The organism is Pseudomonas sp. Irchel 3E20 (assembly GCF_900187645.1).
GTDB lineage: Bacteria > Pseudomonadota > Gammaproteobacteria > Pseudomonadales > Pseudomonadaceae > Aquipseudomonas.
The window spans coordinates 103,518-120,831 of record NZ_FYEE01000007.1; the positions used below are offsets into that span (position 1 = coordinate 103,518).

Annotated in this window: 11 protein-coding genes and 1 pseudogene; 5 read left to right on the forward strand and 7 right to left on the reverse strand. The window is 63.1% G+C overall.

The features are described from left to right. Positions 1 to 24 precede the first annotated feature (24 nt). Genes CKW13_RS14795 through CKW13_RS14805 form a run of 3 tightly spaced genes read left to right on the forward strand, consistent with a single transcriptional unit; the run spans position 25 to position 6,737 of the window. Positions 25 to 3,306: a DUF2126 domain-containing protein gene (locus CKW13_RS14795; RefSeq protein WP_095109368.1), complete on the forward strand. Its 3,282-nt coding sequence runs from the start codon at positions 25 to 27 to the stop codon at positions 3,304 to 3,306. A 51-nt stretch (positions 3,307 to 3,357) separates the two neighbouring features. Continuing rightward, entirely contained in the window at positions 3,358 to 5,847 is a 2,490-nt protein-coding gene (locus tag CKW13_RS14800) for a circularly permuted type 2 ATP-grasp protein (protein ID WP_095109369.1), read from the forward strand. Beyond that, positions 5,847 to 6,737 (forward strand): transglutaminase family protein, encoded by an 891-nt coding sequence (locus tag CKW13_RS14805; protein WP_095109370.1) that lies wholly within the window; start codon positions 5,847 to 5,849, stop codon positions 6,735 to 6,737. Before CKW13_RS14800 ends, CKW13_RS14805 begins: the two co-directional genes overlap by 1 nt. A gap of 129 nt (positions 6,738 to 6,866) precedes the next feature. Here the strand turns inward: CKW13_RS14805 and CKW13_RS14810 are convergent, their stop codons facing one another. Beyond that, positions 6,867 to 7,049, reverse strand: a complete 183-nt coding sequence (locus CKW13_RS14810; RefSeq protein WP_095109371.1) for a hypothetical protein — start codon at positions 7,047 to 7,049, stop codon at positions 6,867 to 6,869. Between the two features lie 68 nt (positions 7,050 to 7,117). After that, positions 7,118 to 7,339, reverse strand: a pseudogene (locus CKW13_RS14815) (TIGR00730 family Rossman fold protein); the annotation flags it as partial. A gap of 342 nt (positions 7,340 to 7,681) precedes the next feature. Between CKW13_RS14815 and azu the strand changes: the two are divergent. After that, entirely contained in the window at positions 7,682 to 8,128 is a 447-nt protein-coding gene (gene azu, locus CKW13_RS14820; RefSeq protein ID WP_095109372.1) for an azurin, read from the forward strand. A 290-nt stretch (positions 8,129 to 8,418) separates the two neighbouring features. Here the strand turns inward: azu and CKW13_RS24230 are convergent, their stop codons facing one another. From CKW13_RS24230 to CKW13_RS14850, 5 genes are all read right to left on the reverse strand, one after another. After that, positions 8,419 to 9,465, reverse strand: a complete 1,047-nt coding sequence (locus CKW13_RS24230; protein ID WP_141233979.1) for a DUF6708 domain-containing protein — start codon at positions 9,463 to 9,465, stop codon at positions 8,419 to 8,421. After that, positions 9,462 to 12,038: a T6SS effector BTH_I2691 family protein gene (locus CKW13_RS14835; protein ID WP_095109375.1), complete on the reverse strand. Its 2,577-nt coding sequence runs from the start codon at positions 12,036 to 12,038 to the stop codon at positions 9,462 to 9,464. The genes CKW13_RS24230 and CKW13_RS14835 overlap by 4 nt, the downstream gene beginning before the upstream one ends. A 437-nt stretch (positions 12,039 to 12,475) precedes the next feature. Beyond that, the gene (gene nadE / locus CKW13_RS14840) at positions 12,476 to 13,303 is read right to left on the reverse strand and encodes an ammonia-dependent NAD(+) synthetase (protein ID WP_095109376.1); all 828 of its coding nucleotides are present in this window, start codon (positions 13,301 to 13,303) and stop codon (positions 12,476 to 12,478) included. 24 nt (positions 13,304 to 13,327) lie between these two features. Further along, a complete protein-coding gene (gene pncB, locus CKW13_RS14845; protein WP_095109377.1) occupies positions 13,328 to 14,530 on the reverse strand; it encodes a nicotinate phosphoribosyltransferase in 1,203 nt (400 codons plus the stop codon). A 103-nt stretch (positions 14,531 to 14,633) separates the two neighbouring features. Beyond that, the gene (locus CKW13_RS14850) at positions 14,634 to 15,539 is read right to left on the reverse strand and encodes a LysR family transcriptional regulator (RefSeq protein WP_095109378.1); all 906 of its coding nucleotides are present in this window, start codon (positions 15,537 to 15,539) and stop codon (positions 14,634 to 14,636) included. 174 nt (positions 15,540 to 15,713) lie between these two features. Between CKW13_RS14850 and CKW13_RS14855 the strand changes: the two genes are divergently transcribed. Beyond that, positions 15,714 to 17,204 carry an aldehyde dehydrogenase family protein gene (locus CKW13_RS14855; RefSeq protein ID WP_095109379.1) on the forward strand — a complete coding sequence of 497 codons (1,491 nt, stop codon included), beginning with the start codon at positions 15,714 to 15,716 and terminating at the stop codon, positions 17,202 to 17,204. Positions 17,205 to 17,314 lie beyond the last annotated feature (110 nt).

Below are 17,314 nucleotides of genomic sequence, written 5' to 3' on the forward strand. Positions count from 1 at the left end.
CCCAAGGCTCGCAGGAGGCACGCCGTGTCGATTCATGTCGCATTGCACCATGTCACGCATTACCGCTACGACCGCGCCGTCGAGCTCGGCCCGCAGATCGTTCGCCTGCGCCCGGCGCCCCACAGCCGCACGCGGGTGCTGTCCTATGGCCTGAAGGTGTGGCCCGAGCAGCACTTCATCAACTGGCAACAAGACCCCCAGGGCAATTACCTGGCGCGGTTGGTGTTCCCGGAAAAAACCGCTGAACTGCGCATCGAGGTCGACCTGCTGGCGGAAATGGCGGTGTTCAACCCCTTCGACTTCTTCCTTGAGCCCTACGCGGAAAAAATCCCCTTCAGCTACGGCGCCGATGAACGCAAGGAGCTGGCGCCGTACCTGGCAACCCTGCCCCTGACCCCAGCCTTCAAGGCCTACCTGGACGGCATCGACCGCACACCGCTGCCGGCCGTGGACTTTCTGGTGGCCCTCAACCAGCGCCTGAGCAACGACATCCGCTACCTGATCCGCATGGAGCCGGGGGTGCAAACCCCCGAGTACACCCTGGCGCACGCCAGCGGCTCGTGCCGCGACTCGGCCTGGTTGCTGGTGCAACTGCTGCGCAACCTGGGGCTGGCGGCGCGGTTCGTGTCCGGCTACCTGATCCAGCTCACCGCCGACGTCAAAGCCCTGGACGGCCCGTCCGGCACCGAGGTGGACTTCACCGACCTGCACGCCTGGTGCGAGGTGTACCTGCCCGGCGCAGGCTGGATCGGCCTGGACGCCACCTCCGGGCTGTTTGCCGGGGAAGGGCATATCCCGTTGGCCTGTAGCCCCGATCCGTCTTCGGCGGCACCCATCAGTGGCCTGGTGGAACCGAGCGAGTGCGAGTTCAGCCACGAAATGTCCGTGGAGCGGATTTGGGAAGCGCCGCGGGTCACCCAGCCCTACACCGACGACCAGTGGCTGGCGATCCAGGCCCTGGGCCGGCAAATCGATGCCGACCTGGCGGCCGGCGACGTGCGCCTGACCATGGGCGGCGAGCCGACCTTCGTCTCCATCGACGACCCCGATGGCGCCGAGTGGAACACCACCGCGCTGGGCCCGGCCAAGCGCCGGCTCTCGGCCGAGTTGTTCCAGCGCCTGCGCAAACGCTATGGCCCCCAGGGGCTGGTGCATTTCGGCCAGGGCAAGTGGTATCCCGGTGAGCCGCTGCCGCGCTGGTCGCTGAACCTGTACTGGCGGCGTGACGGCGTGCCGCTGTGGCACAACCAGGCGCTGATCGCCGACGAGCAGCAAGACTACGGCGCCGATGGCGAACTGGCCGGGCGTTTTCTGGCCAGCGTCGCCGAACGCCTGAAGTTGCCCAGCCGCTTCGTGTTCCCGGCCTATGAAGACCACGTCTATTACCTGTGGCGCGAAGGCGCCTTGCCCGTCAATGTGCGCGCCGAAGATTCGCGCCTGGAGGATGAACTGGAGCGTGCGCGCTTGCGCAAAGTGTTCAGCCAGGGCCTGGGCAAGGTCATCGGCCAGGTCTTGCCGCTGGCGCGCACTGCCAGTGGCGAGCAGTGGCAAAGCGGCCGCTGGTTTTTGCGCGACCACGATTGCCGCTTGGTGCCGGGAGATTCGCCCCTGGGCTACCGCTTGCCCTTGGCCTCGCAACCCTGGGTGAGCGCCGCCGAATACCCCTTCGTCCACCCGCGCGACCCCAACCAGGAACTGCCCGAGCTGCCCGCCAACCGCGCGCCGGGGGAACCGGCCGTGGCCAACGAGCGCGTGCCCGAGGTGGATGAATCCGCCCACTGGCTGACCCGCACCGCCCTGTGCGCCGAGGCGCGGGAGGGCCGCTTGTACCTGTTCATGCCTCCGCTGGAGCGGCTCGAGGATTACCTGGAACTGGTCAGCGCCATCGAGGCCAGCGCCCAGGCGCTGCATTGCCCGATCCTCCTTGAAGGCTACGAACCGCCCGCCGACCCGCGCCTGAGCAACCTGCGCATCACCCCCGACCCTGGCGTGATCGAGGTCAACGTGCAACCGTCCGCCACCTGGGACGAGTTGGTGGAGCGTACTGAATTCCTCTACGAAGAGGCCCGGCAGACGCGCCTGAGCAGCGAAAAATTCATGATCGACGGGCGCCACACCGGCACTGGCGGCGGCAATCACTTCGTCCTCGGCGGTGCCACGCCGGCCGACTCGCCGTTCCTGCGCCGCCCCGACCTGCTGCGCAGCCTGATTAGCTACTGGCACAACCACCCGTCGCTGTCGTACCTGTTTTCCGGCCTGTTTATCGGGCCTACGTCCCAGGCACCACGGGTAGACGAGGCGCGCAACGACAGCCTGTATGAGCTGGAAATCGCCTTCGCACAGATGCCCGCGCCGGGTGAGGACTGCCCGCCCTGGCGAGTAGACCGCTTGCTGCGCAACCTGCTGATCGACGTTACCGGCAACACCCACCGCGCCGAGTTCTGCATCGACAAGCTCTACTCCCCGGACGGCGCCACCGGGCGCCTGGGCCTGCTGGAGTTACGCGCCTTCGAGATGCCGCCCCATGCGCGCATGAGCCTGGCCCAGCAGTTGCTGCTGCGGGCGCTGGTGGCGCGGTTCTGGCGCCAGCCCTACGCCCCGGCCAAATTGGCGCGTTGGGGCACGGAGCTGCATGACCGCTTCATGCTGGCGCACTTTATCGAGCAGGACTTCGCCGATGTCATCGTCGAACTCAACGCCGCCGGCTATGCCCTGCGCGCCGAGTGGTTCGCCGCGCACCTGGAATTCCGCTTCCCCAAGGTTGGCGACTACGCGGTCGGCGGCGTCGAGCTGGAGCTGCGCCAGGCCCTGGAGCCTTGGCATGTGCTGGGCGAGGAGGGCGCGGCGGGCGGCGCGGTGCGTTACGTCGATTCGTCCCTGGAGCGCTTGCAGGTCAAGCTCAAGGGCCTGGCGCCGGACCGCTACACGCTGACCTGCAACGGCGTCCCGGTGCCGCTGCACGCCACCGGGCGCATCGGCGAGTTCGTCGCTGGGGTGAGGTTTCGCGCCTGGCAACCGGCCAATTGCCTGCACCCCACCATCGCGGCCCACGCGCCGCTGGTCTTTGACCTGTTCGACACCTGGATGCAGCGCTCCCTGGGCGGCTGCCAATACCACGTCGCCCACCCGGGCGGGCGCAACTACGACAGCCTGCCGGTAAACGCCAACGAAGCCGAGAGCCGACGCATGGCGCGGTTCTTCCGCCTGGGCCACAGCCCCGGGCCGTGGACGGCGACGCCGCCGGTTATCAACAACGAACTGCCCATGACCCTGGATTTGCGCCGCTTTGACCACACCGCGCAGTAAGCGCGGGTGTACCTGTTTGCAGATCAACCTGAATTTTTGCCCGAGCCTGCCATGCCAGACCTGCTAGACCGCTACCCGTTGTCGCCCGGCACCTACCACGAACTGCTCGACGCAAGCGGCGCGGTGCGGGCCCATTGGCGGCGCCTGTTCGACCAGTTGCAGCGCAGCACCCCGGCGCAACTGGCCCAACGCCAGGCCTTGCTGGCGCGGCAGATCCACGAAAACGGCGTGACCTACAACGTCTACGCCGACCCCAAGGGCGCCGACCGGCCCTGGGAGCTGGACCTGCTGCCCCACGTGATCGCCGCCGAAGAGTGGCCGCAACTGAGTGCCGGCATCGCCCAGCGTGCGCGCCTGCTCAACGCGGTGCTGGCCGACCTCTACGGCCCGCAACGGCTGATAGCCCAAGGGCTGCTGCCGGCTGAACTGGTGTTCGGCCACAACAACTTCCTCTGGCCTTGCCAGGGCATCGCGCCCCCCGATGGCACGTTCCTGCACCTGTATGCCGTGGACCTGGCGCGCACCCCGGACGGCCGCTGGTGGGTCACCGCCGACCGTACCCAGGCCCCGTCCGGCGCCGGTTATGCCCTGGAGAACCGCACCATCGTCTCCCGCGCCTTCCCCGAGTTGTACCGCGACTTGCAGGTGCAGCACCTGGCCGGGTTCTTCCGCACCTTGCAAGAAACCCTGGCGCGCCAGGCTCCCGGCGCCGAGGACGAGCCGCCGTTGGTGGTGCTGCTGACGCCCGGGCGCTTCAATGAGAGTTACTTCGAGCACCTGTACCTGGCGCGCCAACTCGGCTACCCGTTGGTGGAGGGCGGCGACCTGACGGTGCGCGACGCCACGGTGTACCTCAAGACCCTCAATGGCCTGCGCCGGGTCCACGCGATCATGCGGCGCCTGGACGACGACTTCTGCGACCCGCTGGAGCTGCGCACCGACTCGGCCCTGGGCGTGCCGGGGTTGCTCGACGCGGTGCGCCAGGGCCGGGTGCTGGTGGCCAATGCCTTGGGCAGCGGCGTGTTGGAATCTCCGGGGTTATTGGGTTTTTTACCGAAGATCAGCGAATTTCTCTTCGGCGAAGAACTGATCTTGCCGTCCATCGCCACTTGGTGGTGCGGCGAGGCGCCAGTGCTGGCCCAGGCCCTGGAGAAACTGCCAGACCTGCTGATAAAACCGGCGTTCCCGTCCCAGAGCTTCGCCCCGGTGGTGGGCCGCGACCTCAGCACGGCCGAACGCGAAGCCTTGATCGAACGCATGCGAGCGCGGCCCTACGCCTACGTTGCCCAGGAAGTGGCGCAGCTGTCCCAGGCGCCGGTGTGGCAGGCCGATGGCGGCCAGTTGCAACCGCGTGCCATCGGCATGCGCGCCTATGCCGTGGCCAGCGCCGAGGGTTATCGGGTGCTGCCCGGTGGCCTGACCCGGGTGGCGGCGCAGGCCCACGCCCAAGTGGTGTCGATGCAGCGCGGCGGCGCCAGCAAGGACACCTGGGTGCTTGGAGACCGCGCACCCGCCGGCGAGCAATGGAAAACCCAGCGCACCCTGGGCGTGCACGATCTGGTGCGGCGCGACCCCTACCTGCCCTCGCGGGTGGTGGAAAACCTGTTCTGGTTCGGCCGCTACTGCGAGCGCTGCGACGACAGTGCGCGGCTGCTGCGCATCATGCTCACCCGCTACGTGGACGGCGACGACCCCCAGGCCCTGCAAGCGGCAGTCGACCTGGGCGAACGCCTGTTGCTGCTGCCCGACGAGGGCGAACTGCCTGAGCGCTTGCTGGCAGCGATGCTAGGGGACGACTGGGCCTGTAGCCTGCGCGCCAACCTGCAACGCTTGCAGTGGGCGGCCTCGCAGGTGCGCGGCAAGCTCTCGCGGGAGAACTGGCAAGCGCTGGTGGAGTTACAGCGCGAAGCCCTGGAGCTGGAAACCGACGAGCCGGACTTCGGCGAACTGATGGATTTTCTCAACCGTTTGGTGATGTCTCTGGCGGCGCTGTCCGGTTTTGCCTTGGACGACATGACCCGCGACGAAGGCTGGCGGTTTCTGATGATCGGCCGGCGCCTGGAGCGTTTGCAGTTTCTGGGCAACAGCCTGGCGGCGTTCCTGCGCGGCGCCGGGGCGCAAGACCAAGCGGCGCTGGAATGGTTGCTGGAATTGGGCAACAGCAGCATCACCTACCGCTCGCGCTACCTGGCGGTGGCGCAGTTGATCCCGGTACTCGACCTGTTGTTGCTGGACGAACAGAACCCCCACGCGCTGCTATTCCAGCTCAAATTGGTGGCGCGTACCCTCAAACGCCTGAACGACGACTTCGGCGCGCCCCGCGACAGCGTCCTGCCGGGGTTGATCGAACGGCTGGCGCGTTTTGACCTGGGTTGCCTGGAAAACCCGCTGTTCGGTGAAACCAGCGTGCGCGCGGCCCTGGACGGCTTGGCCGAACTGCTGCAGAGCATCGCCGACGCCAGCGGCCAGGTGTCCGATCGCCTGGCCTTGCGCCACTTTGCCCACGTCGATGATGTCAGCCAGCAAACGGTGTCCGTGTGATGAGCGCCCACTACCAGATCCTCCACGACACCCACTACCGCTACGACAGCCCGGTGTCGTTGGCCCAGCAACTGGCTCACCTGTGGCCCCGTGAATGCCCGTGGCAGCGCTGCACCGAGCAGCAATTGCAGGTGAGCCCGCCACCCTCGACGCGCCGCGATGAGCTGGACGTGTTCGGCAACCCCTTGACGCGCCTGGCGTTCGAGCGGCCCCACGATGAGTTGCAGGTCAGTGCGCGGCTCAGCGTCGAGGTGCTGGCGCGGGCGGCGCTGGACTTCAACCAATCGCCGCCCTGGGAGCAGGTTCGCGACGGCCTCGCCTACAGCGGGCGCCCCCTCGCCGCGCCGGCGTTGCAGGCCTGCCGCTACCGGTTCGAGTCGCCTTATGTGCACCTCAAGCGCAGCTTCGTCGAGTTCTCGGCCAGTTGCTTCGCGCCGGGGCGCCCGCTGTTGCTGGGGGGGCGGGCATTGATGGAAAAGATTTTTTGCGAGTTCACCTTCGACGCCGAAGCGACCCAGGTGGCGACGCCCCTGGTGGAGGTGTTGGAGCGGCGGCGCGGGGTGTGCCAGGACTTCGCCCACCTGATGCTGGCGTGCCTGCGTTCGCGGGGACTGGCGGCGCGCTACGTCAGCGGTTACCTGCTGACCCAGCCACCGCCCGGCCAGCCACGGCTGATCGGCGCCGATGCGTCCCATGCGTGGGTGTCGGTGTATTGCCCGCAACTGGGCTGGGTGGATTTCGACCCGACCAACAACGTGCAACCGGCGCTGGAACACATCACCCTGGCCTGGGGCCGGGATTTTTCCGATGTGTCGCCGTTGCGTGGGGTCATTCTGGGGGGCGGCAACCACGACCCGGAGGTGCGGGTGACCGTGATGCCAGTGCCGTAAGTAGCAAGTGGGCTAGCCCGCGCGGGAGGCGAGGCGCCCCTAAAGCACTCGTTCAAGTTACGCAGTTACATCGTTGTTGTCGGTTTTTGGGCTGCTACGCACCCCGGGGCGGGCGAACCCGCTTCCTACCTACGGGAGCGGGGTTTCTTCTGTGTCGGCGTCGGGGGCATCCACTTCACCCTCGGCATCCGGGTTCAGGGCGGCGGCCTCTTCATCGGCGGCGGCTTTCTTGCGTTGTAGCTTTTCCTCTTTCTTCTGCTCTTTGGCCAGGTCTCGCTGACGTTTGGCGAAGGAGTAATTAGGTTTTGCCATGGGCGATCCTCTGGGGTCGAAGGTGAGGTTGAGCGGCGCGTATTCTGCCCGTAAACGAGGCACAAGGGTTAGCCGGGTTTTTGTCCGGCCCACTTTGGCAGTGCCACCGGTTGCCAGGCATCCAGCGCATCGAGCAGGGTGGCCGGCGATTCGCCGTCCTGCAGCATGGCACGGTGCTGCTCGCGCACGAAGCCTTCGCCGACGACGTGATCGAAAAAAACGATGAGTTTCTTGTAGAAACCGTTCCCTTGCCGCAGCCCCAGGGTTTTGCCGTGGTCGCCGAGCGGGCCCTGTGCTGCACCCCCAACCGGCGTGAGCGAAGTGCCTGACGTTCGGGGCGTGAGCGCCTTAGCCGTGGCGTGACGGCGTTTCACAGGTGCCGCTGGCGCCACAGGCGTAGGCGGCGAGCAAACTGCATAACAGGCTATTGAGGGGCATCACAAGCGCTCCAGAGAGGAAGGAAAGGCCCGATTGTGGGCGCCTGCAGTACTAATGGCCGTTTGATTGTGTGTATCGCTGCCATAGCCCGAAAGTTGTAGACCGCTCGTTGATACAGGTCATAGGAACTTTTTGCTATTTAAGGCAATCTGGGGTGATAAGCGTTTTCGTTAACCCTGCCTTGGAGATTCACCATGTTTGCAAAACTCGTTGCGGTTTCCCTGCTGACACTGGCCAGCGGCCAATTGTTGGCTGCAGAGTGCAAGGTCACTGTCGATTCCACCGACCAGATGTCCTTCAACACCAAGGAAATCACCATCGACAAGAGCTGCAAGACCTTCACCGTGGAACTGACCCACTCCGGTGCCTTGCCGAAAAACGTCATGGGCCACAACCTGGTCGTGACCAAGACTGCTGACATGGCAGGCGTTGCCACCGACGGCATGAGCGCCGGCCTGGACAAGAACTACCTGAAGGAAGGCGATGCTCGTGTGATCGCGCACACCAAGATCATCGGTGCTGGCGAGACAGACTCGCTGACCATCGACGTGTCGAAACTGACCGATGCGGGCGGTTACTCGTTCTTCTGCTCGTTCCCAGGCCACAACTCGATGATGAAAGGCGCCATTGTCCTGAAGTGATTCAGGCCCCGGCTGCAAAAAAAACGCCCTCAGGGGCTAATGCCAGTCAGTTAAGCTGACTGGCATTTTTATTTCTGATCGGATACTCCGGGGGTATCAAGCCTGATGGCCAGGGCTAAACGCATTCCTCTCGTCTAATTTGCAGCAGCCAAAGTTCAAGCGAGAGGGCTCAACTGATCGGCATTAGCCCGCATTCTGCTGATGAGCAAGCAGCGCTAAAGCGTTGCCTGAAACGGTTCCTCGCAGACAACACGTTCGGCTTCGGGATCACTAATGACCAGGTGTCGCACTCAGGCTTCGGGCGCTCTTGATTGTGAGCCGTGTTCTTCATAGGCAGCGGCAGCAGCTCTGGCGAATGCTACATATTCGTTTTGTTGACGCTTATCCTCTTCATCGAAATCGGGGTACTCGCCTACATTCATGGGGGCTGTTCGTTGATAGGGATCATTGATCGGGATTTGGCACTCGGCTTCAACTTCACTCGGCCAGCGAGGTTCGCGACAAGTGCTTAAGGCAAGCCAACGAAAAAAACCATACAGCATGCTGAATAAGAACATCTTTATAGACTGATAGCCGTCAAACCAACTAATAACCAGCAACATACAATTGCGAAAGGTCGGCCGAGTCGAGATCGATAAGGCAAGGGGTGGATAAGGCAAGGCCGCTGGTGATTCTTCCATATACAAGCGAAGCGCTTCCCAGTGCTGCAGGATTCCTGCATGGCTTTCACAATACTGGCCGACGGCGAAGGTATAACGCACGATACCGTCGTCATCCAGCACATGACCGCGCAGCTCATAAATATAATGCCCCACATCACGACCCCGCCCGACACACCAATGGACCTTATCCCAATCCAGGGTCATGACACCGTTCTTTTTATTGTGCCGAAAGAGGTAGACCTTGCGATTTATTCGATTGAAGCGAATGGGGTAATGGGTATAACAGAAAAAGTCTTTTGCTAGAGCAAAAAAAAATATCGCAACTACTAACAGAAGACATAACATAGTGGCATACCAGCCTGCAATTATATGAGCTAGCGAAGCAATACTTTCACCTTGGGGAGGGGTATATATTTTCGAGCCAAACAAAATCAAAAAATACACCCAAATCGCAGCCGCTGGCACGCCCCCCAAAGCGGCCCATCCACGTTGAAAAAACCAACGCTCAATACACTCAACAAATACACTATTAATCTTAATTAGCCCGCTATCTATTGGCGGCAGGCTGATCGAATCTTTTACATCAAGCCTGCCTTCAAACTCACTCCTACTCAGCGGCCTATTAATTTTATAGCGGGTCAACCAACCATCGTAGGCTCGCGTATATTTACTCACAGGTCACCTTCCACGCTCAGACCCAACAACTCATTCCACGCCTTATCTTGTTCAGTAAAAGATGCAAAAGGGATTGACTCGTTATTACCAAACGGCGTTCTGTCTAGCCATTGTTCTATTTTATTATCGCGCAGCAAGTTGATAATCCAATCTCCTAGCAATGACAACCCAGCGATCGTTAAAAGAAGAAAAATACCAACACCAAAAGTCATAAAGTTAAACAATAATGCGAGTGATGCCACCGTACCTAAAGAGGCGGTACTTAAACGTAAAATAAAAACAGGATAGTCACTCTTAGCTATTGCTTCAGATGCACTTATCCCATCCACCACAGCCGTGAGCAGACCTCCAACCACACTCAGCCCCTTCGCAATACCCCCCAGCCCACCCAAAGACCTAACTATTTTCTCCACCGTCGATCCAAACGGCCTAGCCAACCGACTCCCCACCTCCGGATACCGCTTCAACACCCGGTCCGCCATGTCCACCCCGGCCCCCGTCAAACTAAAGGCCGCCGCCGTCAAGTTGATGCCCGATTTAACCGTCACGCCCTCTTTCTCCATCAACTCCATCGCCATGTAGCCGTTCCATCCATCCAATATTCCGCCCACGACGCTGACCCCCACCTCCATGTTCGCCAATCTTGGCAAGGTCAAATGACGGTCGGTGATGACCTTCCTTAGTTGGTCTTGGGTCAGTAATACCGTGCTGCCTTCCTTGATTTTGCCGCGGTGGTCGAGGCTTAAGGTTTTGCCCACGTCGGCGTCGTACATCAGGTTCCAGGTGAAGGTCTTTTTCTGCCGGGCGTTTTTTTGGCCGGTGGCTTTGCGGGTGCCCGGTTGTTGGTCCAGTTGTTTGAGTTCTTGGCTGATTTTGTCCTGCAAGGCTTTACGGTCGATGCCCGGCTGCAATAAGGCGATCTTTTCGCTGATGATGTGTGCCATTTGCCCGTCGGATGCGATGGTCGAGAGCGACACGATCTGTTTACCCGACAGGGCTTCGAGCAGGCCGACCATCCGGTAACGCACGCTCAGGTCGTAAGCCCCCGAGGCCCCGGCCTTCAAGGGTTTGCCCAGGCTGCTGACCACCGCCCCGGATATCTGGTGCGTGAGCCGGGCAACGCGGGCCAGGCCGCCGCCGAGGAGGCCTTGGTCATAGTGATCCAGCACCAGGCCGAAGGCGTTGAGCACGTTGCGCAGGGCGTAGGGGTTGGCCGCCCCGATCGCGGGGGGCGCGGCGTCTTCCAGGGCTCGGGCGACCTGGTCGTTGTTCAGCACCAGGGCGCGCAGGGTCAGGTTGTCGGGGTCGTCGTAGCGGCCGCGCAGGTCTTCCAGCAGTTTGTCGATAATCAGTTGATGGCCCGTCAACCCGGTCAGGCACGCGCTCACCTGGTCGGTAAAACACAGGCCACTGTCCCATTCCCCGCTGTCGTGGTTGCTGCCCAGGTGCTGGCGCAACTGAGCGCTCCAGAACCAGCCGACAAAGGCTTGGACCAGCGGCGTGAGGGTCGCTTGCATGAACTGTTCAAGTGCTGCGTGGGACTGTTCCTCGAAGGCAAGGCGCTCGGTTTCGCGGTAGTTGTCGGTGTAACGGGCCCAGGCATCGGCGCGCACCTGTTGCTCTTGCTCGGCGGACAGAGCCTCGTCCTCGTCCTGCGGGAAGTACAGGAGGCTGTCCATTTGGTGGGTGTGGCGCGCGAGTTTCTGCACGGTTAACGCACGGGCCAGCGCATCCTCTTCAAGCATGTGGCGCAGCCCCTGGATGGCGCTGGAGGTGGACTTTTTCCAGTGACGCTCCTCGTTGCTTTCATAACGCTCGACCTGGCCGTGGATCAAGCCGTTGAGTTCCAAGGCGATGCCCACCGGGTCCATCAGCGCCACCATGGCGGCTGGCACACCTTGGCTTGAGGCCAGGGCACTGGCCAAAAACGGCTCAAGGTCGTCGTGACCGCTCTGAAAAACCTGGGGCGAATCGCTCAACGCCCCGTCTCCCGGGGCCGGCAGCTGATACTCGGCCACGCACTCGTGGGCCGTGGCCAAACCGGCCAAGTGCGCCTGCTGCCCCTGGCTGTTGGACCACGCCCCGATATCGATGCAGCGCATATGGCGTTCCCGGCAAGCCTGCTGCCGGTGGCGCTCCAGCACCCGTGCTGTCCAGGCTACGTCGCTGAAACCCAGCCAGATTTTTGTGGAGCGAGTCGCATCAGGAATCATCACGCAGCGCGAGGACGCCGACTTGGCCATGCGTTTACAAGGCACAGCGCCTTCGAGGTTGGGCGGGGTTTTGTCGTGGATGTCGTACTCAAACAGGTAGGCATCGGTGGTCACTACGTAGGCCTTCCACTCGCCGCGCCTTTCATTGAACACATACAGGTAACCGCCGCGCAGGAGGCGCAGGGTGTAGTGGGCGCTGTCGCCGGGCAACGGCACCTGCTCCAGGCCCTGACCGAAAGGCGCCTGCAAGGGCGGAGCACTGAGCGGGGTCGGGCGGGCCACGGCGTAGCGCAGCGGCAAGAGCGCCAAGCCTTTTTGGTCACAGATGGAGCAGATTTTCGAGGGGTCGCATTGGCTCACAGAGCCTCCTTGGGCGCTGTGCTGGCCCAGTGCTCGTCAGCGCCGGGGTTGGCGCGCACGCGAGCGCAGAGGGTAAGGACTGGGCCTCCCGAGCCGATGTCGGACAAATCCTTTTTTCAGGACGGCTGCTTCTTGATTCTTGGGTGGGGTTGGGTGGGGCCTAAACCGGATAAGGGCAGGCTTTTGGGCGAATCAGCATAGGAATGAATGCTAAAAGCCCATTGGATTGACGGTTTCGTCGGAGCGAGACGAAAAAAAATCCGATGCCAGTGCAGGCATCGGATTTTTATTTTTTGCGGCCATAGGTCAAGCGGGAGGGCTTAACTGACGGGCATTACCCCGAGGGGCGTTTTTTTGTGGGCGGTGTTCTTGCGGATGGAGCCCTGTGGAGTGGGAGCAAGCTCGCTGCCACTCCACAGGTGCGGTTGCCGCTCAGTTCAAGGCGCGAACGGCATGACGCGTTTGTGGTGGGTCTTGCGGTAGGTGTCGCAGATGATCTTGAACGCCTCTTCGCGCACCGGTTGGCCATGCAGGAAGGCGTCGATTTCGCTGTAGGTCACGCCGTGGGAGGCTTCGTCCGGTTTGCCGGGGGAGAGGTCTTCAAGGTCGGCGGTGGGGATTTTTTCTACCAGTGACTCCGGCGCGCCGAACTGCCGGGCGATGGCCCGCACCTGGTTTTTCACCAGGCCGCTCAAGGGCGCGAGGTCGCACGCGCCGTCGCCGAACTTGGTGAAGAAGCCCATCACCGCCTCGGCCGCGTGGTCGGTGCCGATTACCAGGCCTTGGGCGGCGCCGGCGATGGTGTATTGGGCGACCATGCGCATACGGGCCTTGGTGTTGCCCAGCACGAAGTCCACCGACACCGCGTGCTTACCCTCGAAGGCGCTCACTTCTTTGGCCAGGGCCTTGACCGCCGGGCCGATGTTGACGGTGTGGCGCTCGTCGGGGGCGATGAAGTCCACCGCAGCCTGGGCGTCGTGTTCGTCGAACTGGGTTTCGTAGGGCAGGCGCACCGCGATGAAGCGGTAGTTCAGGTCGCCCGTCTGCTCGCGCAGTTGCTCGACTGCGCGCTGGGCCAGCAGGCCGGCGGTCAGCGAATCGACACCGCCGCTGATGCCCAGCACCAGGGTCTTGAGCCCGGCATTGGTCAGGCAGCTCTGGATAAAGGCGATGCGCCGCGCGATCTCCGCCTCCAGGGCGGCGTGGTCGGCAAACGGCGGCTGGACGTTGAGCTGTTCAGCAATGTCGCGCTGTACGGCTTGCATGATGGACTCCTTGCGAAGGGGTGCTTATTGGGCAGGTACTTTGAACACGTGGCGCAAGTAAGCGACGAAGTTGGGGTCGGTGCAATGGGTCTTGCCCGCTTCATCGGAGATCTTGGCGACGGGCTGGCCATTACAGGCGGTCATTTTAAGCACGATGCTCATCGGTTCGACACCCGGGATGTCACAGGTCAGGTGGGTGCCGATGCCGAAGCTGACGTTGATCCGCCCGTGCAACGCGCGAAAAATCTCCAGGGCCTTGGGCAGCGTCAGGCTGTCGGAGAACACTAGGGTTTTGCTCAGTGGGTCGATGCCCAGCGTGTGGTAGTGGGCGATGGCCTTTTCGCCCCAGCGCACCGGGTCGCCGGAGTCGTGGCGCAAACCGTCGAAGAGCTTGGCGAAGAACAGGTCGAAATCCCCCAGGAAGGCATCGGTGGTGATGCAGTCGGTCAGGGCGATACCCAGCAGGCCGCGGTACTCGCGCACCCAACAATCGAGGGCGGCGATCTGGCTGTCGATCAGCCGTGGGCCCAGTTGCTGGTGGGCCATGATCCATTCGTGGGCCATGGTACCCAAGGGCTTCATGTCCAGTTCGCGGGACAGGTGCACGTTGCTGGTGCCGACAAAACGCCCGGGGAAGTCGTGCTTGAGCACGTTCACCACTTCCTCTTGCACGCGGTACGAAAAGCGCCGGCGCGTGCCGAAATCCGCCACCTGCAATTGCGCCAGCTCTTCGCTGGAGGCGTTGGCGGTGAGCCAGTCGAACTTGCGGTAGAGCTGCTCGCGCACCTGCTCCAGCTCGATGCCGGGGTAGCGATGGCGGTTGCGCACCTCGCTGACCATCGCCAGCAACGGCACCTCGAACAGAATCACATGCAGCCACGGGCCGCGCAGGCGGATGAACAACTCGCCGTTCTCGATGCCAGTGTGCACGTAGCGCAGGTTGAAGCGGAACAGGCCCAGAAAGCGCAGGAAATCCGGCTTGAGGAAGCGGATGTGCTCCAGAAACGACAGTTGATCGGCACTCAGGCTTAGCTCGGCCAGGCGTTCGATCTGCACGCGGATCTCGGCCAGGTACGGGCGCAGGTCCTCGCTGTTGCGGCAGCGGAACTCCCACTCCACCTCGACATTGGGGTAGTTGTGCAGCACCGCCTGCATCATGGTCAGTTTGTAGAAGTCGGTGTCGAGCAGGTTCTGCACGATGCGATCGGCAAAGACACTCTCACCCATAACGTGGTTCTCCCTACACAGCGCGGTGGCTAAAAACGCTTAGTGGCGCACAGAGCCAGGGGCCTTTGCCAGCGTTATTTGGTCGTTGTAGCACGCGGGCTTGCTACAACAGCGGCAGCACCGGGAGTTGTTCGTGCATCCATTGCACGAACTCGCGCACCTTGGGCACTTGCGCGGCGTGTTCCGGGTAGGCCAGGTAGTAGGCGTCGCGGCTGGGCATGGCGTGGGGCCAGGCGATGACCAGTTTGCCTTCGGCCAGCTCTTCTTCCACCAGGAACCGTGGCAGCAGGGCCACGCCGCACCCGACCTGGGCGGCGCGGATGCACATATAGAACGTCTCGAAACGCGGGCCGTGGTAGCTGTGCTCGGTGTGATGACCCTGGCTGTCGAACCAGTCGTGCCAGGCCTGGGGCCGCGAGGCGTTTTGCAGCAGCACCAGTTCGCTCAGTTGGGTGGGGTCGGTGTAGGGCACGGCCGGCAGGCTGCCTGGGGCGCACACCGGCACCAGTTCTTCGCCGAACAGCTTCAGGCATTCGCTGCCGGGCCGCGAGCCCTGGCCAAAGTAGAACGCCAGGTCGCTGCGCCCTTGCAGCAGATCGTCGGCCTCCTGCTCGTTGCACAGGTCCAGGTGGATATGCGGGTGGCGCAGGCGCCAGCCCTTGAGGCGCGGCACCAGCCAGCGGGCGCCGAAGGTCGAGGGTGTGGACACCCGCAGCACCTCGGTTTCGCCGCCGTAGGAGCGCAGGTAATGGGTCGACATCTCGACCTGGGCGAGGATCTTGCGCACTTCCACCAGGTACAGGTCGCCTGCCGGGGTCATTTGCAGGCGCCGCCGCACCCGCAGAAACAGCAGGTGCTGCAACAGCTCTTCGAGTTGCGCCACCTGTTTGCTGACGGCGCTCTGGGTCAGGTTCAGCTCTTCGGCAGCGCGGGTGAAGCTCAGGTGGCGGGTCACGGCCTCGAAGCACTGCAACGCGGTGATCGAGGGCAGGTAGCGTTTGTTGAGCATGGCCGGGTCCTTGTTCTTGTTATCTGCCGCGAGCCAACCGCAGCATGAATAAACGGAATGATATCTCGCCTAAAGGTCGTTTGTTGGCAACTCTCGGGCCAGCTACAACTACAGGCCTGAGGCGCCGTTGCGTAAGGGCGCGAACCCATTGTCTTTTTGCTCGAGGAATACCCCATGGTTGCCGCATTGCTTGATCGTCTAGGTGTGGACCCGGCCCTGTACCGGCACGGCAAACAGGTGGTGCATTCGCCCATCGACGGCAGCGCCATCGGTGCCGTGGACTGGCAGGGCGCCGCGCAGGTCGAGCAGCAGGTCAGTCGCGCCGAGCATGCTTTCGAGTTGTGGCGCAACGTGCCGGCGCCCCGGCGCGGCGAATTGGTGCGCCAACTGGGCGACATCCTGCGTGAGTACAAGGCCGACCTCGGCGAGTTGGTGTCGTGGGAGGCGGGCAAGATCACCCAGGAAGGCCTGGGGGAAGTGCAGGAAATGATCGACATCTGCGACTTCGCCGTGGGCCTGTCGCGCCAGTTGTACGGTTTGACCATCGCCTCCGAACGCCCCGGCCACCACATGCGTGAAACCTGGCACCCGCTGGGGGTGATCGGGGTTATCAGCGCCTTTAACTTCCCGGTCGCGGTCTGGGCCTGGAATGCCACGCTGGCGCTGGTGTGCGGCAACCCGGTGATCTGGAAACCCTCGGAAAAAACCCCGCTTACCGCCCTGGCCTGCCAGGCGCTGTTCGAGCGGGTGTTGAAGAACTTCAGCGATGCGCCGCCGTACCTGAGCCAAGTGATTATCGGTGGCCGCGATGCCGGCCAAGCCCTGGTGGACGACCCGCGCGTGGCCCTGATTAGCGCCACCGGCAGCACCCGCATGGGCCGCGAAGTGGCGCCGAAAGTCGCCGCGCGTTTTGCCCGCAGCATCCTTGAACTGGGCGGCAACAACGCCATGATCCTGGCCCCCAGCGCCGACCTCGACATGGCCGTGCGCGCCATCTTGTTCAGCGCCGTGGGCACCGCCGGGCAGCGCTGTACCACATTGCGCCGCTTGATCGCCCACGAGTCGGTGAAGGCCGAGATCGTCAGCCGCCTCAAGGCCGCCTACGCCAAGGTGCGCATCGGCCACCCGCTGGAGGGCAACCTGGTGGGGCCGCTGATCGACAAGCACAGTTTCGACACCATGCAGGACGCCCTCGAACAGGCCTTGAGCGAAGGCGGCCGGGTGACCGGCGGCGAGCGCCAGTTGCAGGCGCAGTTCCCCGATGCCTATTACGTGTCGCCAGCCATCGTCGAGATGCCCGAGCAAAGCGACGTGGTGTGCAGCGAGACCTTCGCGCCGATCCTCTATGTGGTCGGCTACAGCGAGTTTGCCGAGGCGCTGCGCCTGAACAACGCCGTGCCCCAGGGCCTGTCGTCGTGCATTTTCACCACCGATGTGCGCGAGGCCGAGCAGTTCATGTCGGCGGTGGGCAGCGACTGCGGCATCGCCAACGTCAACATCGGCCCCAGCGGCGCGGAAATCGGCGGCGCCTTTGGCGGCGAGAAGGAAACCGGCGGCGGCCGCGAATCGGGCTCCGACGCCTGGCGCGGCTACATGCGCCGCCAGACCAACACGGTGAACTACTCCCTGGAACTGCCGCTGGCGCAGGGGATTACCTTCGATTGAGTTGGGTCGGCACCTTTTCCCCTGTGGGAGCGAGCCTGCTCGCGATTGCGGTGATTGAGTCGCCCAATCCGTCAACGGGCAGGCAGCGATCGCGAGCAGGCTCGCTCCCA